Consider the following 21,624-nt stretch of genomic DNA (forward strand, 5'->3'; position numbering starts at 1 on the left):
AGCCGATGAACACAACATAGTGTGGTTCTGCCTCATCGTCAACATCATATGTTGTGTTGTCGGCGGGGCTGGCGTGACCAAACGCCGCAGTGCTGCGATCGCGCGCGAAGCGGTGGGGCGACGGCGGAGGGGGTTACCGGAACGGCAGCGCGCGCAGCTGCTGGCGCAGCAACAGCGCCAGCTCGGCGTGCACCTTGGCGTTGTCCGGGTCGGTCAGCGCGATGGCCAACGGCGAACCGGCCGCATCGCGTGCGGCGCGGGCGCGGGCAGCATCCAGGTCGTCGCTGCGCAGGGCCAGATCGGCCAGCACGATCACCTTGCCCGGCTGCACTTCCACATGCCCGCCGGGGACGTACACATGCAGCGGCGGGGCGGCATCGAGCGGAAACACCGAGACCATGCCTTCGCGCAACAGCGCCAGCAGCGGCGTGTGCCCGGCCAGCACGCCGAAGCGGCCTTCGCTGCCGGGCAGGCTGATCTCGCGCACCGGGCCGTTCCATATTTCGCCGACCAGGCTGATGATCTGCGCCGACAGGCCTTGTGCGGCATCGGGAATGATGCCCGGGAGCACGTCGGGAGACGGCGGTGACGCCATTGCGCGGTGCCTGGATCGGGAATGGAAGCCAGCATAGTCGGGTCGATGTAGGCAGCCGTTGATCAACCTGCATCCGCGCGCGGAAGGCCGGCCGACATGAACACGGCGGACAGGTCCGCTGATATCGCAAATGCGACCTGTTATCATTTGACTGGATAGCCACGGCGGCCACGCGCCGCCCCAGCCGATCGATTCGACGTACCCGCGCGCCTGCGCGGTGCGCTCTTCCCTGGATTGGCAGTGGTGGTTATGCGTGAACGTTCGGTAGTACCCGGTTTGCCTGCCCTGGTCCTGGCAGCCCTGACCGGCACCATGGCGATGATGGCCTTCGTGGCGGTGATCGGGCCGGTGGTGCGTCTGCTCGGCCTGGCCGAATGGCATGCTGGCCTGTCGGTGACCGCCGCCGGCGTGTTGTGGATGCTGTCGGCGCGCCGCTGGGGCGCCCTGAGCGACCGGATCGGGCGCAAGCGCGTGCTGCTGATCGCGTTGGCCGCCTATGCGGTGATCTACGTGGCGCTGGCGGTGTTCGTCGACGTGGCGCTGCGCCGGCCCCCGGCATTGTGGCTGTCGGTGCTGGTGCTGGTGGGAACGCGCGCGCTGGTCGGGCTGTTCTATGCGGCCGTGCCGCCCACCGCCGCGGCGCTGGTCGCCGACGGCGCCGCGCCGGGCCAGCGTGCCGCGGCGATGGCCAAGCTGGGCACCGCCAACGCGGTGGGCATGGTGATCGGCCCGGCCGCAGCCGGCTGGATCGCCTTCCATGCGCTGTCGCTGACCTTGTATGTGGCCGCGTTGCTGCCGCTGCTGGCCTTGCTGGTGATTGCCTGGCGCCTGCCGGCCAGCGCACCGGCGGCCATGGCCGTTTCCGGCCCGCGCCCGCGGCTGGGCTGGACCGACCCGCGCCTGCGTCTGCCGGTGCTGGCGGTGTTCGCCGCGATGATCTCGGTGACCATCGCCCAGGTCACCGTGGGCTTCTTTGCGATCGACCGGCTGCACCTGTCGCCGGCCGATGGCGCGCGTATGGCCGGGCTGGCGCTGACTGCGGTCGGGGTCGGGCTGATCCTGGCGCAGGTGTTGGTGATGAAACTGGACCGGGTGCCGCCGCGACGCTGGATTGCGATCGGGGCGTTGCTGGCCGCGCTCGGTTTTGCGTCGGTGGCACTGGTGCAGGCGCCCTGGCAGCTGCTGCTCGCCTATGCGCTGGCCGCGTTCGGGATGGGCTTTGTGTTTCCCTCGTTCCAGGCGCTGGCCGCCGACGCGGTGCAGGCCCATGAGCAGGGCGCGGCGGCAGGCACGGTGGCGTCGGTGCAGGGCCTGGGCATGGTGATCGGCCCGATGCTGGGCACGCTGTTGTACCAGTGGTGGCCGAGTGCGCCGTACCTGCTGGTGGGGATGCTGCTGCTGGTGCTGGCGGTGGCGGCACTGCGCCACCGCGCGCAGGGGGACGCATGAACGACAGCGTACAGCGGCCGGCGCCGGCCGAAGAGGCGCTGTCGGGCAGCCAGGACGCCTCGCTGCCGGTGCAGTTCCTGCTGCGCGCGCCGCTGCGCGCCCTGCAGGCGCAGGGCTGCCGGGCACGCTTGCCACGCGCGGGACTGGCCAGCCTGGCCACGCGGGTGGCGGCGTTCTTCGCCACGCCGCGCGCCGGCCTGCCGCTGCTGGTCGGCGCGGTGCCGTTCGATCCGCACGCCGACGATGCGCTGTACCAGCCCGAGCAGGTATCGTCCGCGGCCGCCACCGGGTTGCCGGCAGTGCCGCGCTTTGCCGGCACGCTCCACGCCGAACCGGATGCTGCCGGCTATGCCGATGCGGTGCGCCGCGCGCTGGCGGTGCTGCGCGATCCGGCCGCGCCACTGCAGAAAGTGGTGCTGGCGCGCAGCCTGCGCCTGCACAGCGCGCAGCCGATCGCAGCGCACGCCCTGGCGCAGCGGCTGGGCCACGACCCCAGCGTGGCCACCTACCTGGTGCCGCTGCCGGTGCCGGTCCCCGAACCGCCGGCGTGGCTGGTCGGGGCCACCCCCGAACTGCTGGTATCGCGGCGCGGCCGCCAAGTACTGTCGCACCCGCTGGCCGGCTCGGCGCGCCGGCAGGCCGATCCGGTCGAGGACGCGCGCACCGCGCAGGCGCTGCTGGACTCGGCCAAGGACCAGGACGAACACCGTCACGTGGTCGAAGCGATCGTGGCCGGGCTGGCACCGTGGTGCCGGCACATCGAGGCCGCGCCGCGCCCGTCGCTGCACGCCACCGCCACCATGTGGCACCTGGGCACGCCGATCCGCGCCACGCTGGACGAGCCGACCACCGGCGTGGCCACCCTGCTGGCCGCGTTGCATCCCACCCCGGCGGTAGGCGGCACGCCGCGCCAGGCCGCGCTGGACACCATCGCCGCGCTCGAGCCGGCACCGCGCGGTTTCTATGCCGGCGCGGTCGGCTGGCTCGATGCCGACGGCGATGGCGACTGGTACGTGGCGATCCGCTGCGCCCGCGTGCAGGGCCGGCAGGTGCAGGTATATGCCGGTGCCGGCATCGTCGCCGGCTCCGAACCGTTGCTGGAGGTGGCCGAGACCGCGGCCAAGTTCGGTGCGCTGTTGAACGCGCTCGGCGTCGACGCCAGCACCCCCGTCTGAATCGTGGAGCCTGTGATGAACGAACCTTCCCGCACCCGGCCACCGCTGCGCCAGACCTGGCCGGCGGCAATGGCGGCGCGTTACCGCGCGGCCGGCTACTGGCGTGGCGAGACCTTCCCCGGCTTCCTGCGCGCGCGTGCGGCGCAGCATGCCGATGACATTGCCGTGGTCGGCGGGCAGGTGCGCCTGAGCTATGCCCAGCTGTGGGCGCAGGCCGGGCGGATTGGCGCGGGCCTGTTTGCCGCCGGCTTGCTGCCGGGGCAGACGGTAGTGGTGCAGCTGGGCAACGTGCCCGAATTCGTAACGGTGGTATGCGGGCTGTTCCGCGCCGGGCTGGTGCCGGTATTCGCCTTGCCGGCGCACCGGCTGACCGAGGTGGCGCACGTGGCACGCACCGCGCATGCCCGAGCCTATATCGCCGCGGCCGGGCAGGACGGCTTCGACTACCGCAGCCTGGCGCGTGCGCTGCAGGCGCAGCTGCCGGCCCTGGCCACGGTAGTGATCGTCGGCGAGGCGGCCGAGTTCCTGGCGGTGGCCGACCTGGACGGCGAGGTGGCAACGCTGCCGCCGGATCCGGACCCGCAGTCGGTGGCGTTCCTGCAGCTGTCCGGCGGCAGCACCGGCTTGCCCAAGCTGATTCCGCGTACCCACGACGACTACATCTATTCGTTCCGCGCCAGCAACGAGATCTGCGGGATCGGCCGCGACAGCGTGTACCTGGTGGCGCTGCCGGCCGCGCACAATTTTCCGATGAGCTCGCCAGGCTTCTTCGGTGCGCTGTACGCCGGCGCGCGGGTGGTGCTCAGCCCCGGCCCCGGGCCGGACAGTGCATTCCCGCTGATCGCACGCGAAGCAGTCACCTGCGTGGGCCTGGTGCCGCCGTTGGCGCTGCTGTGGGTGCAGGCCGCGGCCACTACCACGCACGATCTGTCCAGCCTGCAGGTGGTGCAGGTGGGAGGCGCCAAGCTGGTGCCCGAAGCGGCGCGACGGGTGATCGAGGGGCTGGGCTGCCAGTTGCAGCAGGTGTTCGGCATGGCCGAAGGCCTGGTCAACTACACCCGCCTGCACGATCGGCCGGAACTGGTGATCGGCACCCAGGGCCGCCCGATTTCGCCCGACGACGAAGTACTGGTGGTCGACGACCTCGGCAACCCGGTCGCGCCGGGCAGCACCGGCCACCTGCTGACCCGCGGCCCCTACACCATCGGTGCGTACTACAACGACCCGGCCGCCAATGCGCGCGCCTTCACCGAAGACGGCTACTACCGCACCGGCGACATGGTGCAGCAGCTGCCTGGTGGCTACCTGGTGGTGCAGGGCCGTGCCGGCGACCATATCAACCGCGCCGGCGAGAAGATCTCCGCCGAGGAAATCGAAGACCATCTGCTGGCGCACCCGGGCGTGTTCGACGCGGCGGTGGTCTCCCTCCCGGATGCCTACCTCGGCGAGCGCAGCTGCGCCTTCATCATCGCCCAGGGCGAGCCGACCCAGGCCGCCGGCCTCAAGGCCTGGGTGCGCGGCCGCGGCCTGGCCGCGTTCAAGGTGCCGGATCAGATCGTGTTCGTCGACGCCTTCGGCACCACCGCGGTCGGCAAGGTCAGCCGCCGCGAACTGCGTGCCCGGCTGCGCGAAGGTTTCATGCAACAGACAGGAGAAACGCGCTGATGGCGCTGCCCAAGATTCAACCCTATCCGCTGCCGACCCAGGCCGAACTGCCCACCGCGCGCGGCGCCTGGCAGCCGCACCCCGAACGCGTCGCGCTGCTGGTGCACGACATGCAGCGCTACTTCCTGGCTGCCTTCACGCCGGAGGCAGCGCCGCTGGCCCCGGCCGTGGCCAACATCGCGCGCCTGCTCACGCATTGCCGTGCCCGTGGCATCCCGGTGTTCTACACCGCCCAGCGCGGCAACCAGGACCGGCGCGATCGTGGCCTGCAGGCCGATCTGTGGGGCCCGGGCATGTCCGCCACCGAGGCACACGAAACCATCATCGAGGCCGTGGCCCCTGTGGAGGGCGACCATGTGCTGGTCAAGCACCGCTACAGCGCGTTCCAGCGCAGCAACCTGGAAACGCTGATGCGCGCCCGTGGCCGCGACCAGCTGCTGGTCACCGGCGTGTACGCGCATATCGGTTGCACCGCCACCGTGGCCGAAGGTTTCCAGCGCGACATCGAGAGCTTCATCGCCGCCGATGCAGTCGCCGATTTCTCGCGTGCCGACCACGACCTGGCCCTGCACTGGATCGCCCGTACCTGCGGCGTGCCGATGACCACCGGTCAGCTGCTGGAGGCGCTGGCATGAGCGCACTGACCCTGGAGCGCATGCGCGCCGATGTCGCCGGCATGCTCGGCGAAGTCCCCGAGGACATCGGCGACGATGACAACCTGATGGACCTGGGGCTGGATTCGATGCGCGTGCTCGGCCTGGTGCTGGCCTGGGGCAACACCGGCATCGCGCTGGAATTCAGCCATCTGGCCGAACACGCCACGCTGGGCGGCTGGTGGGGCGTGGTGCAGCGCCTGCAGGCCCGGGCGGCGGCCGGCGCATGAATGCTGGTGCGGTGCCGGCGACGGCTGCGTCGATTGTCCATGGGCTGAGCGAGGCCCAGGCCGGTCTGTGGTATGCCCAGCGGTTGGCGCCGGACAACCCCGCGTTCAACACCGCCCACGCCGTCTGGATAGAAGGTGCGCTGGATGTCGCTGCCTTCGCGCATGCCGCCGACCAAGCCGCGCAGGAAGCGGAGGCGCTGGCGCTGCGCATCGTCGAGGACGCGCAGGGCGTGCCCGGGCAATGGGTCGACCGGCAGCACACGCCGATGCTGCAGGTGCTGGATCTGTCCGATCTCCCGGACCCGGCTGCCGCCGCGCGTGAGGCCATGCAGCGCGACCGGCTCAGCCCGGTCGATCCCGCCCGCGATCGCCTCAGTCAACAGCGCCTGTTCCTGCTCGGTCCGGCGCGCAGCGTCTGGTACCTGCGCGTGCACCACCTGGCCACCGATGGCTACGGCATGGGGCTGCTTACCGAGCGCGTCTGCGCCCTGTATGCCGGCGGTGCGCCGCAGGCCGGGTTGGCGCCACTGCTGCCCGTGCTCGATGAAGACATCCAGTACCGCGACAGCGAGCGCCGCCTGCGCGATGCCGCTTACTGGCGCGATGCCATGGCCGACGCGCCGGCTGCTACCGGGCTGCAGGCGGGCGTGGCGCCGGCCGCGCCGGATGCGCTGCGCCACGTGCAGCCGACCGACCCGGCCCTGCGCGAGCGCCTGCACGCCGCCGCCACCGCGATCGGCCAGCCCTGGCCGGACCTGCTGACCGCGCTCGGCGCGGAGTACTGCCGCCGGATCAGCGGCGCCGCCGAGGCGGTGATCGGCGTGCCCTTCATGGGCCGCCTCGGCAGCGTCTCCGCCCGCGTCCCGGCGATGGTGATGAACGCCCTGCCGCTGCGGGTGGCGGCCGCGCAGGGCAGCGTGGATGACTATGTACGTGATATCGCACTGCGCCTGGTGCGCGGCCGGCGCCATGGCCGCTACCGTGGCGAGCAGCTGCGGCGCGACCTCGGCCTGATCGGCGGCCAGCGCCGCCTGCATGGCCCGCTGGTCAATGTGCAGCCGTTCTATCGGCCGCTGCAGCTGGCCGGCGTGACGGCGACGCTCGAGGTCCTGTCCACCGGCCCGGTCGATGACGTGACGCTCGGCTTCCGTGGCGACGGCACGGCCGTGCTCGATCTGGAGATCGAGGCCAATCCCACGCTGTATACACCCGGGCAGGTGCAGGCCCATGCCGCGCGCCTGCTGCATTTCGTGTCGGCCGCGCTGGAGGTGCAGGCCGCCGGTGGCGCGATCGCCGCGGTACCGCTGTGCACGCCCGCCGAAGCGCAGCGCTATCTCTACGACATCAACGCCACGGCCCATCCGGTGCCCGAGGTCACCTTGGCCACGCTGATCGCCGCGCAGATGGCGGCGACGCCGACGGCCACCGCGGTGGTGTTCGGCGTGCAGCAGCTGACCTTCGCCGAACTGGAGCGGCGCAGCCGTGCGCTGGCCCTGCAGCTGCAGGCGCAGGGCGTGGGCCGCGAGGCGAGGGTGGTGGTGGCGCTGCCACGCTCGCTGGAGCTGATCATCGCCCTGGTCGCGGTGCTGCGCGCCGGCGGCGCCTACCTGCCGGTGGACCTGGCCCATCCGGACGAGCGCCTGGCCCGGATCCTGCGCTCGGCGCAGCCGGCCTGCGTGCTGGCGCTGGCACAGGATCGCGCGCGGTTCCCGGACACACCCGTGCTGGACCCTTCCCAGTGGCAGCGCCACAACGACGCCGCGCTGACCACAGAACTGCAGCCGGATGATGCGGCCTATGTCATCTATACCTCCGGCTCGACCGGCGAGCCCAAGGGCGTGCTGATCGAGCACCGCGCCATCGTCAACCGCCTGGAGTGGATGCGCGAGCACTACGCCATCCAGCCGGACGAGCGCATCCTGCAGAAAACCCCCGCCACCTTCGATGTGTCGGTGTGGGAGTTCTTCCTGCCGCTGATCAGCGGCGCCACCCTGGTGGTCGCCCCGCCCGAGGCGCACCGCGATCCGCTGGCATTGGCCGCACTGATCCGCCAGCACGCGATCACCACCCTGCATTTCGTGCCGTCGATGCTGGCCGCATTCCTGGCCGCCCCGGCCGCGCGCGGGCTGCGGCTGCGTCGCGTGTTCACCAGCGGTGAGGCGCTGGACGCCGCGCTGCGCGACCGCTTCCATGCCACGCTCCAGGCCGAGCTGCACAATCTGTATGGCCCCACCGAAGCGGCCGTCGATGTCAGCTTCTGGCCGGCCGGCCAGGATGACACCAGCGCGCCGGTGCCGATCGGCCATCCGGTCTGGAACACCCGCCTGTACGTGCTCGATGCGCGCATGCTACCGCTGCCGCCCGGCGTCGCCGGCGATCTGTATCTCGGCGGGGTGCAGCTGGCACGCGGCTACCTGGGCCGCGACGATCTCACCGCCGAGCGCTTCCTGCCCGATCCGTTCGTTGCCGGTGGCCGCCTGTATCGCACCGGCGATGTGGCGCGCTGGCGCGAGGATGGGGCGGTGGAATATCTCGGCCGCAACGATCACCAGATCAAGCTGCGCGGCCTGCGCATCGAGCTCGGCGAAATCGATGCCGCACTGCGCTCAGCACCGGGCGTGACCCGCGCCGAGGTGCTGCTGCGCGAAGACCGCCCCGGCGAGCCGCGGCTGGTGGCCTACCTCGACGCAGGTGGGCCGGACCTGGAGATGCTGCGGCGTCATCTGGCCGGCCGCCTGCCGGATTACATGGTGCCCGGCGCCTTCGTGGAACTACCGCAATGGCCGGTCACCGCCAACGGCAAGCTGGATCGCGCCGCGTTGCCGGCACCGGCGCAGGCGCCCAGTTCCGGCGAGGCACCGCGCAGCGCCACCGAGCAGGCGCTGGCCGCGCTGTTCGCGCAGACCCTGGCACTGGACACGGTGGTCAGCGCCGACGCCGATTTCTTCGCCCTGGGCGGCGACTCGCTCAGCGCCGTGCACCTGCTGCTGGCGATCCAGCAGCGGTGGCGCTGCGACCTGGGCCTGGGCGCGGTATTCGCCGCACCGACGGTGGCCGCACTGGCTGCCCGCATCGATGCGCCCCCGGCCGCCACCGACCATGGGCTCGCCCCGATGATCCGGCTGACCAGTGGAGATGCGGCGCTCGCGCCGCTGTACGTGATCCATCCTGCTGGCGGCATCGCCTGGAACTACCGCGACCTGGCCCGCGCACTCTCACCCGCACGTGAGGTGCAGGGCCTGCAGTCGCCGGCGCTCGATCCCACCCGGCCGCTGCCCGCCAGCATCGAAGCGCTGGCGGCCGACTACGCCGAGCGCATCCTCGCGCTGGGCCGGCCCGGCCCGGTGCATCTGCTCGGCTGGTCGGTCGGCGGCATCCTCGCCCAGGCCATGGCGGTGCATTTGCGTGCGCGCGGCCATGAAGTCGGCGTGCTGGCGTTGCTCGATGCCTATCCCAGCGAGTGCTGGCGGGCCGAGCCCGAACCGGACCCGGTGGCGGCATTGCGCGCCCTGCTGGCGATCGCCGGCCATGATCCGGACGCGCACCCCGAACTGGACAGCCGCGCGCGCATCCTGGCCTTCCTGCGCCGCGGCGACAGCGCGCTGGGCAACCTGCCCGATGTGGCGCTCGATGGCGTGGTCCGTGCGGTCACCGGCACCAACCGCCTGATCCGCGCCCATCACCACACGCACTACGACGGCCCGCTGCTGCACGTGCGCGCCGGCCGCGACCACGCCGCCCGCCCGCAACTGCAGTCCACCTTGTGGCAGGCCCATGCCGCAAGCGTGGAGGCGATCGAACTTCCCTACCTGCACGCCGAACTCACCGGCCGCGACGCCGTGGCGCAGATCGCGCCCTGGCTGGCCGCGCACCTTCGGCGGCACGACGCACACAGGACACCGGCATGAAACTCACTGGATTCGACGGCACCATCGCCCTGGTCACCGGCGCGGGCGGCGGCATTGGTGCGGCGCTGGTCGAGCAGCTGCACGAAAGCGGCTGTATCGTGATCGCGACCGACGTGGTCGCGCCCGATACCGCGGCCGGGGCAGGGCAGTCGACCGTCCACGCCAGAGCCCTGGACGTGACCGACCCGGCCGCGGTGGATGCACTGGTGGCTGAGGTGGAAACCCAGATCGGCCCGATCGGGTTTGCCATCAACGTCGCCGGCGTGCTGCAGACCGGCACCGTTGCCGACACCGACGACGCGCAATGGCGCCGGGTATTCGCGGTCAACGCCGATGGCGTTTTCCATGTGTCCCGTGCGCTGGCGCGGGTGATGTCGCCGCGGCGCAGGGGCGCGATCGTCACGGTCAGCTCCAATGCGGCGGGCGTCCCGCGCCACGGCATGGCCGCCTACGCCGCCTCCAAGGCCGCCGCCACCATGTTCACCCGCTGCCTGGGCCTGGAGCTGGCGCCGCTGGGCATTCGCTGCAACATCGTCGCGCCGGGCTCCACGCTCACCTCCATGCAGACCGGCATGTGGGCGGACGGGCAGGGCGTCCAGCGCGTGATCCAGGGAAATCCTGAAACATACAAGACCGGCATACCGCTGCAGAAACTGGCCAGCCCGGCGGACATCGCCAATGCCGTGATGTTCCTGCTGTCCGACCAGGCCGGGCATATCGCCATGAGTGATCTGTATGTGGATGGTGGGGCGACGTTGCGGGGGTAGGTCCGAACCATGTTCGGATAGCGCGGCGCCGGGTCGGAGAGCATCCGACGATGCGTCGGATCTACCCATCCAATGGCCAGCGGCACCAGGCGTAGGGATATTCCCCCAGACGGGTGGCCAGGCCGGCACGCACCGGGTTGGCGACGATGTATAGCGCCTGCGCATGCAACGATTCGTCGCTGCGTACCGCATGATCGTAGAAGCCCCGCTGCCAGATGGGACCGCTACGGCTAAGGGCCCGGTTCAGAAGACGTGCGCTACGTGACTTGAACAGCTGCATGCAGGCGGGCAGCGTCCGTTGCCGCAACTGCATCAACCAATGCAAGTGATCGGGCATGACCACCCAGGCCAGCGACCAGGTGATGCGCTCGGCTTCGATGAAGCGCAAGGTACCTATGATCTGCTCGACATTGTCCGGGGGGTGAACAGGGGTTGGCGTCGATACGCCACTGTGGTCAGGGCATAGACCTGGCCGACCTGTGAGTGACGACCTTGACGCAGACGTGGATTGGTCATGCCCACATGATTTGCGTATCAGGTCATGCCCCACATCGGGCATTGCCATGAATCCATATCAGGCAGACGACAGCACAGGGGGTAGGCCCGAACCATGTTCGGACACCGCGGTCCCGGAACGAACAGCATCCGACGATGCGTCGGATCTACCAACGGAGGTGCCCCGCGTAGGGGTAGATCCGACGCATCGTCGTACGGCGTGGTGCAGGAACGGAGAGCATCGACACTGCGCCGGACCTACGGCGCCAGCCGGTCGTACATTCGCACCAGGTCGACCAGGCTGCGGGCCTGCATCTTGCGCATCACCTGGGCGCGGCGCACTTTCACGGTGATTTCGCTGACACCCAGGTCGGCGGCGATCTGCTTGTTGAGGCGGCCACGCACCACGCCGTCGACCACCTCGCGCTCGCCAGCGTTCAACAGCGCCCAGCGTTGCCGCAGTTCTTCCAGCGCATCGCCGTCGCGGCGGCGCTGGCGGTCGCGCTCGATGCCCAGGTGGATGGCGTCGAGCAGTTCCTGGTCGCGGAACGGCTTGGTCAGGAATTCGATCGCCCCGTCCTTCATCGCGCTCACCCCCATGGCGATGTCGCCATGGCCGGTGATGAACACCACCGGCAGGTGCAGGCCGTGGCCGGCCATCTGGCGGTGGAACTCCAGCCCGCTCTGCCCAGGCATGCGCACATCCAGCACCAGGCAGGCCGGCGCGTCATCGCGCGGGTGCTGCAGGAACGCGGCGGTGGAGGCGAACGCGCGCACCTGCAGGCCCATCGACGCCAGCAGGTCTTCCAGCGCGGCGCGCACCGAATGGTCGTCGTCGACCACATACACCATCGGCGCCGGCTCGGCGGCGGGCGGGGCCGGCCTACGCATGGGCGCCGCCTGTGGCCACCGGTAGGGTGAACACGAAACAGGCGCCGCCACCGGCCGGGCGCTCGGCGCGGATCTGGCCGTTGTTGGCGTCGATGATGCTGCGGCTCAGGCTGAGCCCCAGGCCCAGGCCGAGCGCCTTGGTGGTCCAGAACGCGTCGAACACCCGCTCCGGCGCTTCCAGCGGCAGGCCCACGCCGCGGTCTCGCACCCGCAACGATACCTGGTCGCGGCCTTCGCCGGCGGTGACCAGCGACAGCCGGCGCTGTGCAGCCGGTACCTCGGCCATCGCATCGACCGCATTGAGGATCAGGTTGCCGATCACCTGCTGCACCTGCACGCGGTCGGCGAACACCGGCGGCAGGCCGTCAGCCAGCACGGTGGCCACCACCACGCCATGCTGGTCCAGCTCGCTGCGCGACAGCGCCAGCATTTCTTCCACCGCCAGGTTGAGGTCGAAGCCCTGGCGCTGCGGCGCCGCGCCGCGGGTCAGCCCGCGGATGCGCGCGATCACATCGCTGGCGCGGTGCGCATCGGCCAGGATCCGTGCCAGGGTCTGCCGCGCCTTGTCCACGTTCGGCGGCTGCTGCGCCAGCCAGCGTTGGCTGGCCTCGGCACTGCTGGCGATTGCCGCCAGCGGTTGGTTGACCTCATGGGCGATCGACGTGGTCAGCTCGCCCACCGTGGAGGCGCGTGCCACCCGCAGCAGCCGCGCCTGGGCTTCGTGCACGGCGGCCTTGGCCGCTTCCATCTTCAGCGTCAGATAGGTGGTGATGCCGATCACCAGCATGCCGATCGCCGAATTGACCAGGCCGATCCGGTAGGTGCCAAAGCGGGTCAGGAAGAAACTCAGCCCGGTCAGGACGATGCAGACCGCCGCCAGCGCGATCAGGCCGCGCCGCGGCAACAGCCGCGAGGCGGCCAGGATCACCGCGGCATAGAAGCAGGCCGCAGCCACCGCGTAATCGGTGACGGTGTCGGCGGCGAAGATCGCGGCCATCACCGCGCCCAGGGCGAGCAGGGCGAGCGGGCGGCGCGAGGGCAGTGCGGGCATCGGGACTGTTCTCCCTGTCACGTAACGGGCGCCCGGCAGGCGCGTGCGGGGACGGGCGCGGACGAGCATAGCACCGCGCCGGTAGTGGCCCGGTGCTCAGTCTTCCAGGGTGGCATTCCAGAACCCCTGCAGCACGCCGGGCGCGCCCGACAACGTGGCCAGCACCGCGTCCAGCTCATCGGCATCCACCGATGTCGCGTACAGCACCGCTTGGTGCGCAGCCCGCGGGCAGATGGGGATTGAGGTCCATGCGGACTCCTCGGCAGGGGGCGGGCGCTTACTGCCAGCCGAAACGACGGATATAGAGCTTCTTCAGCAGCGTGGTGAGCACCGCATAGCCGAACAGGATGGCCACCAGGAACGGCCAGTAGCCGGGCGGCAGTGCCTGCAGCTTGAAATAGCCGGCCAGCGGGCTCATCGGCAGCAGCACGCCGATGGCCATGATCAGCCCGGTCATCAGCAGCAGCGGCGGTGCGGCCAGGCTCTGCAGGAACGGCACCTTGGGGGTGCGGATCATGTGCACGATCAGGGTCTGGGTGAGCAGCCCCACCACGAACCAGCCCGACTGGAACAGGCCCTGGTCGGCCGGGGTGCGTGCGTCGAACACGTACCACATCAGCGCAAAGCAGCTCAGGTCGAAGATCGAACTGATCGGGCCGAAGAACAGCATGAACCTGCCGAGGTCGGCCGGGTTCCACTGCAGCGGCTTGCGCACCAGTTCCTCATCGACGTTGTCGAAGGGGATGGCGATCTGCGAGATGTCGTACAGCAGGTTCTGCACCAGCAACTGCAGCGGCAGCATCGGCAGGAACGGCAGGAACGCCGAGGCCACCAGCACCGAGAACACGTTGCCGAAGTTGGAACTGGCGGTCATGCGGATGTACTTGAGCATGTTGCTGAAGGTGCGCCGGCCCTGGAGCACGCCTTCTTCGAGCACCATCAGGTTCTTTTCCAGCAGGATGATGTCGGCCGCTTCCTTGGCGATGTCCACCGCGCTGTCCACGCTGATGCCGATGTCGGCCGCACGCAGCGCCGGGGCGTCGTTGATGCCGTCGCCGAGGAAGCCGACCACCTTGCCCTGCGCGCGCAGGGCGCGCACCAGCCGTTCCTTGTGCAGCGGCGTGAGCCGGGTGAACACGCGGTGGCGGGCCAGTGCCTGGGCGATGGCGGCATCGTCCATGCGCTCGATCTGCGGCCCGGTCAGGATGGTATCGGCCTGCAGCCCGACCTGGGCGCAGACCCGGGCGGTGACCAGCTCGTTGTCGCCGGTGAACACCTTCACTTCCACGCCATGGGCGGCCAGTGCCTGCAGTGCCTGCGCGGCCGATTCCTTGGGCGGGTCGAGGAAGGCCACGTAGCCGACCAGGGTCAGCCCGTGCTCATCGGCCTGCGAATACACCGCCTGGCTGGCCGCGGTTTCCTTCATCGCCACGGCCACCACGCGCAGGCCTTCCTCGTTCAGTTCTTCGGTGGCCTGCCGTACCCGTGCCAGGCGCTGGGCATCCAGCGGCATGTCGCGGCCGTTCTCGCGCACGGTGCTGCACACCGCCAGCATCTCCTCCACCGCGCCCTTGCAGATCAGCTCGTGGTGGTCCTCGCATTCGGACACCACCACCGACATGCGCCGGCGCTGGAAATCGAACGGCACCTCGTCGACCTTGCGGTAATCCTGGGCCAGCCGCAGCTCGCTCTGCAGTTCCACGTGCTCCAGCACCGCGCGGTCGAGCAGGTTGGTCAGCCCGGTCTGGAAATGGCTGTTGAGGTAGGCGAACTTGAGCACGTCCTGCGAATCGTGGCCGAACACGTCGGTGTGCCGTTCCAGCGCGATCCGGTCCTGGGTCAGGGTGCCGGTCTTGTCGGTGCACAGCACATCCATCGCCCCGAAGTTCTGGATCGCATCCAGGCGCTTGACGATCACCTTGCGCCGCGACAGCTGCACCGCGCCCTTGGCCAGGGTGGAGGTGACGATCATCGGCAGCATCTCCGGGGTCAGCCCGACCGCCACCGACAACGCGAACAGGAACGCCTCGCTCCAGTTGCCCTTGGTCAGCCCGTTGATCAGCAGCACGAACGGCACCATCACCAGCGCAAAGCGGATCAGCAGCCAGCTCACGCTGTTGATCCCGGTCTGGAAGGCGGTGGGGGTGGCCTTGGTGGCGCTGCTGCGCTGGGCGATGGTGCCGAAGTAGGTGCGGTTGCCGGTGGCCAGCACCAGCGCGATGGCGGTGCCGGAGACCACGTTGGTACCCATGAACAGCAGGTTGGGCTGTTCCAGCAGCGCCGCCTGGGTGGCATCGCCATCGGCGAACTTCTCCACCGGCAGCGATTCGCCGGTCATCGCCGCCTGGGCCACGAACAGGTCCTTGGCGGTGAGCACGCGGCAGTCGGCCGGAATCATGTCGCCGGCCGACAGCACGATATGGTCGCCGGGCACCAGCTCGCGGATCGACAGCTCCTGCTGCCGTGCCGGTTGTCGGCTGTGCAGGTGCGCACCGAAGTACTGGTCGGCCAGCTCGGCCGCCTCGGTACCGCTGGCCCGGCGCAGCACCCGCGCGGTGTTGCCGACCAGCGCCTTGAGCCGTTCGGCGGCGCGGTTGGAACGGCCTTCCTGGATGAAGCGGATCAGGGTGGACAGCAGCACCATGGTGCCGATCACCACGGTCGCCTTGGCATCCTCGGTCAGCCAGGACACCACCGCCAGCACGGTCAGCAGCAGGTTGAACGGGTTGCGGTAGCACTGCCACAGGTGGCGCCACCACGGCAGCGGCTTTTCGTGATCGACCTCGTTGGGACCGAGCCGGGCCAGCCGTTCGGCTGCCTCGGGTTCACCGAGGCCGTCGGCGTGCGAGGCCAATGTGGCCAGTGCCTGCTCGAGCGGGGCCTGGGCCAGGCCGACCAAGGCAGTGCTGAAGGCCGGGGGTGCGGCGGCCGCGCGGCCGACGCCGGCCTCGGGCATGGCGCGGCGGCCGAACAGGTTGCCGGCGCGGCGGCTGCGCAGGAAGGTATCGAACCAGGCGTGGAGCAGGTTCATCGGGAACTCCTCATAGGGCGGACCCGGGCGGCGGCGGGCCGCCGGATCGGGCAGGGGAAGGCAGGTGCGGTCGCCGCGGCGCGGGCGTGCTCAGGCGTGCTGCAGGCGCGGCGGTACATGGGTCCAGGCTTGTGCATGCAGGCGCTGGCTGCCGCCGATGCACAGCGGGCGCATCGCCGCGCGGGTGGCCGCGGGCAGGTGGCGCAGCACGCTGATGCGCTCGCTGATCGGCAGCAGCGACAGCGCATCGGCGATGACCCGCGCCGAGCCCAGGGCCAGGGCGCGGGCGAACAGGGGCGCGCCATGCTGCAACAGCAGGCTGCGCAGTGCGCCGACGCGGCGTTCGACGATCAGCCGGCGCTGGGTGATGTAAAGGATTTTGTAGTGCATCGGGAGGCCTCCGGGCAGACAGCGCCGGCCGGCTTCATTCGCTCAGGCGAGCGCAAGCCCGCTCAGGCGAGCGCAAGCCGCCGGCCGGACGCCGGGGAGTGATGGCAATGGGGGTGGATCAGGGGCGCGCAGCGCCCGGCAGGATCGGGATCCATGGGGGTAGTCCGGTGGAAGGGGGAGGGGGGGCGGTGCGCGTATCTGCGCTTAGCCGATGTGCGTATTGTCCGCATTGGTGTTGCGGAAACCTAGGTGCCCTTGGGTTCGTTGGGATATACCTTGGTATAGCGGGCGGCCGGTGCTTCGGCATTCGCTTTATTTGTAGTGCCGGCCGCTGGCCGGATGCTGTTGCTGTTGCTTTTCCGCTTCGCGGTTCTTAACCTCAAAAGCGTTTCGTGCCCCTGCGGGGCGCGAGTCACTTTCTTGCTCGTGCAAGAAAGTAACCAAAGAACACGCCCCCGTCCGCGATCCGGCAGGCTACGCCTGCCGGTGCCCTGCGCTTCTCGCGTCGGCAAGGGACGGTGCGGAACTCGCTGCGCTCGCGCCCCTAGACCGGCGAGCGCCCGTTATTCCAACGCGTCGCCACGCGCCCATGTGCTGCCGCACAGCCCTCAGTATGCTTCATGCTTGGCCCGCACCTCTTCGCCCTTGCCGCCGCTGCGATGCTCGGCTCGCTCCAAGGGGGAGGTACGTCAAGGTCATAGGCAAAGCAACTGCAACAGCAACAGCAACTGCAACAGCAACTGCAACAGCAACAGCAACTGCAACAGCAACTGCAACAGCAACAGCAACTGCAACAGCAACAGCAACAGCAACAGCAACAGCAACAGCAACAGCAACAGCAACAGCAACAGCAAAGCGGAGTCCGGCTTTACGTCTTGCTGGTGCTGGTGCTTGTGCGGGCGCGTTTGGGTTTGTTCTTGCGGGTGCGCGCTGCTTCTTTGCTGCCTGTCGCCGTGGCCGGCTGCAGCTGTTCCAGCCAGGCCAGGTTGTCCAGGTACATCAGGAAGTGCTGCAGATAGCCGGGGGCCAGTTCGCTCATCAGGGTCAGCGAGCGGTGCACCAGTACGGCCGAGTTCAGCGGGCCGCCATCGCCCGGGCCCTGCGCCAGCGACAGTCGTTGCTGGCTTTCGTTGCGCACCCGGGTCCATAGGTCGCGGAATTCGCTGACTGCCGGCAAGGCCGGGAAGGCCGCTGCGTCATCGTGGGCGGTCACGGGCCTAGTTTGAATTGGCGCGGTGCGCTCGCGTTGCGCCAGGGTGGCCAGCAGGCCGGCCAGCGGCGTGGCGTTGGGTGTGGTTGCCGCGGCGGGCGCGGCTGTTGCTTCGGCCAGGCGCGCGGCATAGGCCTGGCGCAGGATCGACAGGCGCGCATCGAGAATTTCGCGTACCGCACCGGTGTGCGCTTCGGCCCGGGCCTGCAGGGCCTCCAGCAAGGCAAAGCCGAGTGGGTCGTGGCGGTCGTGCTGCTGCGCGCGCCACAGGTCCAACTGCGCCTGCAACGGCAGCGTGCGCGATTTACCGTGCATCGGCCGCAGCGCTGACTTTGGGGCGGGGAATCGGCGCCATCTCAACCCGACGGTTGCGTGCGCGGCCGGCTTCCTCGGCGTTGGAATCCACCGGCTGCTCGGCGCCGAACGCGGCGGCGAACACCGCCGAGGCCGGCACGCCTTCGGCGACCAGCGCGCGGGTGACGGTCAATGCGCGTTCGGCCGACAGCGCCCAATTGTCGGCGAACTGGCGGTTGCCTTCGCGTACCTGGCGGTCATCGGTGAAGCCGCTGACCATCAGGATTTCCTCGCGCGAGGACAGGTACTGGGTCAGCGGCCCGGCCAGGCTGTTGAGCAGTTCGCGGCCTTCGGGCTGCAACTGGTCCGAGTTCAATGCAAACAGCACGCTGCCGCGGATGCCGATGCGGCCATCCACCAGCGTCACCCGCCCGGCTGCCAGCGGTACCGCCAGCGCCTGTTCCAGGGTCTGCCGGCGCCTGGCCTCGGCCTGGCGTTGCTGCACTTCATGGTCGAGCCGGGTGGACAGTTCCAGCTGCAGGGCGACCACCCCGACCAGGATCAGCACGAAGGCGCCGAGCAGCACCGACATCAGGTCGCCGAAGGCGGCCCAGATCGGCGCGCCCGATTCGCTCTCCAGCTCGATCTCCTCGCTCATACCGCAGCCGCCCCGGCCTTGCCGGCGCCACGGCGCGCGCTCAGCTGCTGCAGTTCCTCGATGATCTGCTGCTGCGACAGCACGCTCAGGTCGATCACCTCACGCGCCTGGGCCACGTAATAGGCCAGCTGCTCGTCGCTGCGCAGCAGCGAGGCATCCAGTGCGCCGCTGATCTGCTCCAGGCGTTCGCCCAGCCCGGCACTGGCGCTGCCGAATACCTGCATCGCACCGCCGAAGGCATCGGCCAGGCTGGCCACTTCCACCGCGCTGCCGGTGAGCTGGGCAGCCACCTCGCCGAGCTTGCCGGTCTCGCCGGCCAGGTGCTCGGTGAAGCGCGCGCCCACCCGCTCGAGCAGGTCGGCCGAAGTGGTGACCAGCGCATCGACGGCGCTGCGCTGTTCGGTGGAGGCGTGGTTGACCGCATCCAGCAGGGTTTCCAGGGTGGCCAGCAGGCGGCTGCGTTCGTCCAGCATCGCGGTATCGCGCACCATGCTGTCCGACAGTTTCTGGCGCAGCTCGGCCACCACCTCGGCCGCGGCCCTGGGCGCTTCGGAGGCCACCTGCACCAGCCGCGAAATTTCGGCGATGGTGTCGCTGGCGTGGGCCTGGGTGTGTTCGGTGATCTGCCGGGCGGTGCTTTCCAGCGCGTCGCAGATCTGCTGCTGGCGCTGGGCAACCTGTTCGCCGGTCTGCGCCCACTGCCGGCCCAGGTCGGCCGACAGCGCGCTGAAGGCGTCGCTCCATGCCCCCAGGCGCTGGCCATCGCGTGCTTCCAGCGCGTCCTGCAGGGCCGCGTGCGACTGCTGCATCGCCTGCACCAGGGTGCTGGCATGGGTGTCGAAGCTGCCGGCGGCGGCCGACAGCGCCTGCTGGTTGCGTTCGGCGTGGGCGTGGCTGGCCGCCTCCTGGCGTTCCAGCGCCTCGCGCCAGGCCGCGGCGTGGCTGTCGGTGCTGGCCTCCAGCCGGCTCGACAGCACCTCCACCAGGGCGGTGGCGTGCTGGTCGTGGCGCTGCACGAACTGCTGCAGTGCGCCGCCGAGCGTGCCGAGCAGGGCCGCGCTGGTCTGCTGCTGGGCCAGCTGGGCGCTGTTCCAGCGTTCGGCGCTGGCCTCCAGGCGCGTGCCCAGTGCCTCGACCAGGCTGCCGGCCTGCTGCTGGTGCTGCGCGCTGAACTGCGCCAGCGTGCCCTGCAGTTCGCCGACCAGCGCCTGGTGGGTGTGCTGCTGGGCCTGCTGGGCTTCGCTCCAACGGTCGGCATTGGCGTCCAGCCGCGCCGACAGCGCCTCCAGCAGGCTGAGTGCACGTTGATCGTGCTGTTCGGCCAGCCGGTCCAGCGCGCCGCGCAGGGCTTCGGTCATGGCGGTGTGGCTGTGCTGCTGCGCGGCCAGGGCGTTGGTCCAGTGTTCGGCAGCGCTGCTGCGGCTGCTCTGGAAGCCGCTCTCCAGGCTGTCCAGCTGGCGCTGTACCGCTTCGCCCACGGTGCGCTGCAGGGTGCCGGTTTCAGCGGCGATGGCACGCAGGGTCTGCTGCATGACCGGCTGCAACGCCGCGCCGACGGCCTGCGCGCTGGCCGCCACGCTGGCGCTGAGCGCCTGTTCGATCGCCGCGGCCAGCCGCGCATGCTCGGCATCGGCCTTGGCGTGGAAGCTCTCCTGGCGTGCCAGCAACTGCGCATTGGCCTCCTGGCTGCGCTGTTCGATCGCGGCGGTCATCGCCTGCAGTTGCTCGACCAGGGCCGGCATCAACCCGGTCTGGGCCTGGGCCAGGCGCAGGGCTTCGCTGCGCTGCCAGGCCTGGGAATGATGGTGCAGCGGGCCGGCCAGCTGGGTATCCAGCTGCTGCACCACCTGCAGCCGTTCGCGCCGGCACAGCGCCGACAGCAGGCCGAGCATGGCCGAGGTGGCCACGCCGGCGATGGAGGTGCCGAACGCCACCGCCAGCCCTTCCACCGGCGCGCCCAGCGAGCCGCGGATGGCCTGCAGGTCGGTGGCGCTTTCCAGCGCCAGCCCGGTGCCGCGCAGGGTGGCCATCATGCCCAGCAGGGTGCCGAGCATGCCCAGCAGCACCAGTAGCCCGACCAGATACGGGGTGAGTGCCGGTGCCGGCAGCGCGATGCGCTCGCCCTGCACGCGCAGCCGCACCGCGTTGCGCAGCCCGGCCGGCACGCGTTGCAGCCAGGGGCCCGGGTCGTCCTGCGCGGCGGCCATGTCGGCCAGCGCCAGGCCCAGCCCGGCCGTGGCCTGGCGATAACGGAACAGCTCCACGCCACCGGCGGTGTAGCAGGCGGCGATCACCAGCGCCACCGCCAGGCCCACCGGGTTGGTACCTACGTAGCCGGCGCCGATCCAGCACGCGGCGCACAGGCCTGCAAGGAAAACCGCGAAATACACACTAGTTCTGAACATGAGGTCCCAGTTATCGGGGGCGAAGTACTGCAAGCAGGCCTTCGATGGGGTGAAAACGAACATCCAGCTCGGCCAGCAGCACCTGCTGCATGTCGTGCTGGAAACGCAGCCGCCAGGCATTGCTGGCGGGGGCGGTCGGTACGGGTTCGCCGTCGGCTGCGGCCGGCAACGCCGCCGCGTGCAGGCGGGCGAAATGCTGGCCCAGCAGGGCCGGTACGCTGGCCAGCAGGGCCTGCTCGCGCGGGCTCAGGGTCTGCTCCATCACCGCGTCCACTTCGGCCAGCCGCGCCAGTTCCGGTGCGGCATGGCCGAGCATGTCGCGCAGCCGCCCACGCAGCCGGCCGGTGGCGGCCAGCATCGACCGTTGCAGGGTCAACACCCGCTGCCGCAGCGGCGCGAAATCATCCGACGCGGTGGAAGCACTCAGCGGCGGCAATGGCTGGGCGATGGCGTCGACCAGGGCCGCGCGCACCCGCGCGACCTCGGCGGCATCGGCCGCCTCGAACGGCGTCGCCTCGGCCACCGGGGGCGGCAGCCGGCCGTCCAGTGCCCGCGACAGCGCCACCGCCCGGTTCCAGTCCACCCATTGGCTCAGGCGATCGGACAAGTCCGGGCTGGCAGCCGGCACCTTGCCATCGGCAAACCCCGCCAACAGGCGGATGAAGGCCGGGGCGGGCAGGGGCGGGCGGTAGGACGTTTTCGCCATTGTTCCGGTTAAAACGCTGAATTTTACACCGGAATGACAGTTGGGCTGTCT

The 21,624-nt window shown here is 70.1% G+C and carries 17 protein-coding genes and 1 pseudogene; 7 read left to right on the forward strand and 11 right to left on the reverse strand.

The window, feature by feature from the left end:
• Nucleotides 1-133: 133 nt before the first annotated feature.
• Complete coding sequence (gene atpC / locus IC535_RS07065) at nucleotides 134-595, reverse strand: ATP synthase F1 subunit epsilon (protein WP_228885580.1); 462 nt, start codon at nucleotides 593-595, stop codon at nucleotides 134-136.
• Between the two features lie 249 nt (nucleotides 596-844).
• Between atpC and IC535_RS07070 the strand changes: the two genes are divergently transcribed.
• Genes IC535_RS07070 through IC535_RS07100 form a run of 7 tightly spaced genes read left to right on the forward strand, consistent with a single transcriptional unit; the run spans nucleotide 845 to nucleotide 10,442 of the window.
• Nucleotides 845-2,044, forward strand: a complete 1,200-nt coding sequence (locus IC535_RS07070; protein WP_228885581.1) for an MFS transporter — start codon at nucleotides 845-847, stop codon at nucleotides 2,042-2,044.
• Nucleotides 2,041-3,219 carry an isochorismate synthase gene (locus IC535_RS07075; protein ID WP_228885582.1) on the forward strand — a complete coding sequence of 393 codons (1,179 nt, stop codon included), beginning with the start codon at nucleotides 2,041-2,043 and terminating at the stop codon, nucleotides 3,217-3,219. The genes IC535_RS07070 and IC535_RS07075 overlap by 4 nt, the downstream gene beginning before the upstream one ends.
• Nucleotides 3,220-3,234: 15 nt before the next feature.
• Nucleotides 3,235-4,884 carry a (2,3-dihydroxybenzoyl)adenylate synthase gene (locus tag IC535_RS07080; RefSeq protein WP_228885583.1) on the forward strand — a complete coding sequence of 550 codons (1,650 nt, stop codon included), beginning with the start codon at nucleotides 3,235-3,237 and terminating at the stop codon, nucleotides 4,882-4,884.
• On the forward strand, nucleotides 4,884-5,519 hold the full coding sequence (locus tag IC535_RS07085; RefSeq protein WP_228885584.1) for an isochorismatase family protein: 636 nt from the start codon (nucleotides 4,884-4,886) through the stop codon (nucleotides 5,517-5,519). Before IC535_RS07080 ends, IC535_RS07085 begins: the two co-directional genes overlap by 1 nt.
• A complete protein-coding gene (locus IC535_RS07090; RefSeq protein ID WP_228885585.1) occupies nucleotides 5,516-5,767 on the forward strand; it encodes a phosphopantetheine-binding protein in 252 nt (83 codons plus the stop codon). The genes IC535_RS07085 and IC535_RS07090 overlap by 4 nt, the downstream gene beginning before the upstream one ends.
• Nucleotides 5,764-9,675 carry a non-ribosomal peptide synthetase gene (locus IC535_RS07095; RefSeq protein WP_228885586.1) on the forward strand — a complete coding sequence of 1,304 codons (3,912 nt, stop codon included), beginning with the start codon at nucleotides 5,764-5,766 and terminating at the stop codon, nucleotides 9,673-9,675. The genes IC535_RS07090 and IC535_RS07095 overlap by 4 nt, the downstream gene beginning before the upstream one ends.
• Nucleotides 9,672-10,442, forward strand: coding sequence for a 2,3-dihydro-2,3-dihydroxybenzoate dehydrogenase (locus IC535_RS07100; RefSeq protein ID WP_228885587.1), 771 nt, complete (start codon nucleotides 9,672-9,674; stop codon nucleotides 10,440-10,442). The genes IC535_RS07095 and IC535_RS07100 overlap by 4 nt, the downstream gene beginning before the upstream one ends.
• Nucleotides 10,443-10,503: 61 nt before the next feature.
• On the opposite strand, the pseudogene IC535_RS07105 reads toward IC535_RS07100, so the two are convergent.
• From IC535_RS07105 to IC535_RS07150, 10 genes and pseudogenes are all read right to left on the reverse strand, one after another.
• A pseudogene (locus tag IC535_RS07105) lies at nucleotides 10,504-10,958 on the reverse strand (REP-associated tyrosine transposase).
• Between the two features lie 237 nt (nucleotides 10,959-11,195).
• A complete protein-coding gene (locus IC535_RS07110; protein WP_228885588.1) occupies nucleotides 11,196-11,828 on the reverse strand; it encodes a response regulator transcription factor in 633 nt (210 codons plus the stop codon).
• Nucleotides 11,821-12,879: a sensor histidine kinase gene (locus tag IC535_RS07115; protein ID WP_228885589.1), complete on the reverse strand. Its 1,059-nt coding sequence runs from the start codon at nucleotides 12,877-12,879 to the stop codon at nucleotides 11,821-11,823. Before IC535_RS07115 ends, IC535_RS07110 begins: the two co-directional genes overlap by 8 nt.
• Before the next feature lie 277 nt (nucleotides 12,880-13,156).
• Entirely contained in the window at nucleotides 13,157-15,910 is a 2,754-nt protein-coding gene (mgtA, locus tag IC535_RS07120) for a magnesium-translocating P-type ATPase (protein ID WP_228885590.1), read from the reverse strand.
• Nucleotides 15,911-16,000: 90 nt separating this feature from the next.
• The gene (locus IC535_RS07125; protein ID WP_228885591.1) at nucleotides 16,001-16,300 is read right to left on the reverse strand and encodes a hypothetical protein; all 300 of its coding nucleotides are present in this window, start codon (nucleotides 16,298-16,300) and stop codon (nucleotides 16,001-16,003) included.
• Nucleotides 16,301-16,995: 695 nt separating this feature from the next.
• Nucleotides 16,996-17,154 (reverse strand): hypothetical protein, encoded by a 159-nt coding sequence (locus IC535_RS07130; RefSeq protein ID WP_228885592.1) that lies wholly within the window; start codon nucleotides 17,152-17,154, stop codon nucleotides 16,996-16,998.
• Between the two features lie 14 nt (nucleotides 17,155-17,168).
• Complete coding sequence (locus IC535_RS07135) at nucleotides 17,169-17,825, reverse strand: DUF2894 domain-containing protein (protein ID WP_228885593.1); 657 nt, start codon at nucleotides 17,823-17,825, stop codon at nucleotides 17,169-17,171.
• Nucleotides 17,815-18,462 (reverse strand): OmpA family protein, encoded by a 648-nt coding sequence (locus tag IC535_RS07140; RefSeq protein ID WP_228885594.1) that lies wholly within the window; start codon nucleotides 18,460-18,462, stop codon nucleotides 17,815-17,817. Before IC535_RS07140 ends, IC535_RS07135 begins: the two co-directional genes overlap by 11 nt.
• Nucleotides 18,459-20,867, reverse strand: a complete 2,409-nt coding sequence (locus tag IC535_RS07145; protein WP_228885595.1) for a DUF802 domain-containing protein — start codon at nucleotides 20,865-20,867, stop codon at nucleotides 18,459-18,461. The genes IC535_RS07140 and IC535_RS07145 overlap by 4 nt, the downstream gene beginning before the upstream one ends.
• Before the next feature lie 10 nt (nucleotides 20,868-20,877).
• Nucleotides 20,878-21,573, reverse strand: coding sequence for a DUF3348 domain-containing protein (locus tag IC535_RS07150; protein WP_228885596.1), 696 nt, complete (start codon nucleotides 21,571-21,573; stop codon nucleotides 20,878-20,880).
• Nucleotides 21,574-21,624 lie beyond the last annotated feature (51 nt).

Origin of the sequence: Stenotrophomonas rhizophila, assembly GCF_020857975.1 — a bacterium.
GTDB classification, from domain to species: Bacteria; Pseudomonadota; Gammaproteobacteria; order Xanthomonadales; family Xanthomonadaceae; genus Stenotrophomonas; species Stenotrophomonas rhizophila_C.

Coding starts and splice junctions, on each gene's coding strand:
- IC535_RS07125 (WP_228885591.1), bottom strand. CDS start 16,300: ATGCACTACAAAATCCTTTACATCACCCAGCGCCGGCTGATCGTCGAA.
- IC535_RS07070 (WP_228885581.1), top strand. CDS start 845: ATGCGTGAACGTTCGGTAGTACCCGGTTTGCCTGCCCTGGTCCTGGCA.
- IC535_RS07080 (WP_228885583.1), top strand. CDS start 3,235: ATGAACGAACCTTCCCGCACCCGGCCACCGCTGCGCCAGACCTGGCCG.
- IC535_RS07140 (WP_228885594.1), bottom strand. CDS start 18,462: ATGAGCGAGGAGATCGAGCTGGAGAGCGAATCGGGCGCGCCGATCTGG.
- IC535_RS07100 (WP_228885587.1), top strand. CDS start 9,672: ATGAAACTCACTGGATTCGACGGCACCATCGCCCTGGTCACCGGCGCG.
- IC535_RS07145 (WP_228885595.1), bottom strand. CDS start 20,867: ATGTTCAGAACTAGTGTGTATTTCGCGGTTTTCCTTGCAGGCCTGTGC.
- IC535_RS07110 (WP_228885588.1), bottom strand. CDS start 11,828: ATGCGTAGGCCGGCCCCGCCCGCCGCCGAGCCGGCGCCGATGGTGTAT.
- IC535_RS07115 (WP_228885589.1), bottom strand. CDS start 12,879: ATGCCCGCACTGCCCTCGCGCCGCCCGCTCGCCCTGCTCGCCCTGGGC.
- mgtA (WP_228885590.1), bottom strand. CDS start 15,910: ATGAACCTGCTCCACGCCTGGTTCGATACCTTCCTGCGCAGCCGCCGC.
- IC535_RS07075 (WP_228885582.1), top strand. CDS start 2,041: ATGAACGACAGCGTACAGCGGCCGGCGCCGGCCGAAGAGGCGCTGTCG.
- IC535_RS07095 (WP_228885586.1), top strand. CDS start 5,764: ATGAATGCTGGTGCGGTGCCGGCGACGGCTGCGTCGATTGTCCATGGG.
- IC535_RS07150 (WP_228885596.1), bottom strand. CDS start 21,573: ATGGCGAAAACGTCCTACCGCCCGCCCCTGCCCGCCCCGGCCTTCATC.
- IC535_RS07090 (WP_228885585.1), top strand. CDS start 5,516: ATGAGCGCACTGACCCTGGAGCGCATGCGCGCCGATGTCGCCGGCATG.
- atpC (WP_228885580.1), bottom strand. CDS start 595: ATGGCGTCACCGCCGTCTCCCGACGTGCTCCCGGGCATCATTCCCGAT.
- IC535_RS07135 (WP_228885593.1), bottom strand. CDS start 17,825: ATGCACGGTAAATCGCGCACGCTGCCGTTGCAGGCGCAGTTGGACCTG.
- IC535_RS07085 (WP_228885584.1), top strand. CDS start 4,884: ATGGCGCTGCCCAAGATTCAACCCTATCCGCTGCCGACCCAGGCCGAA.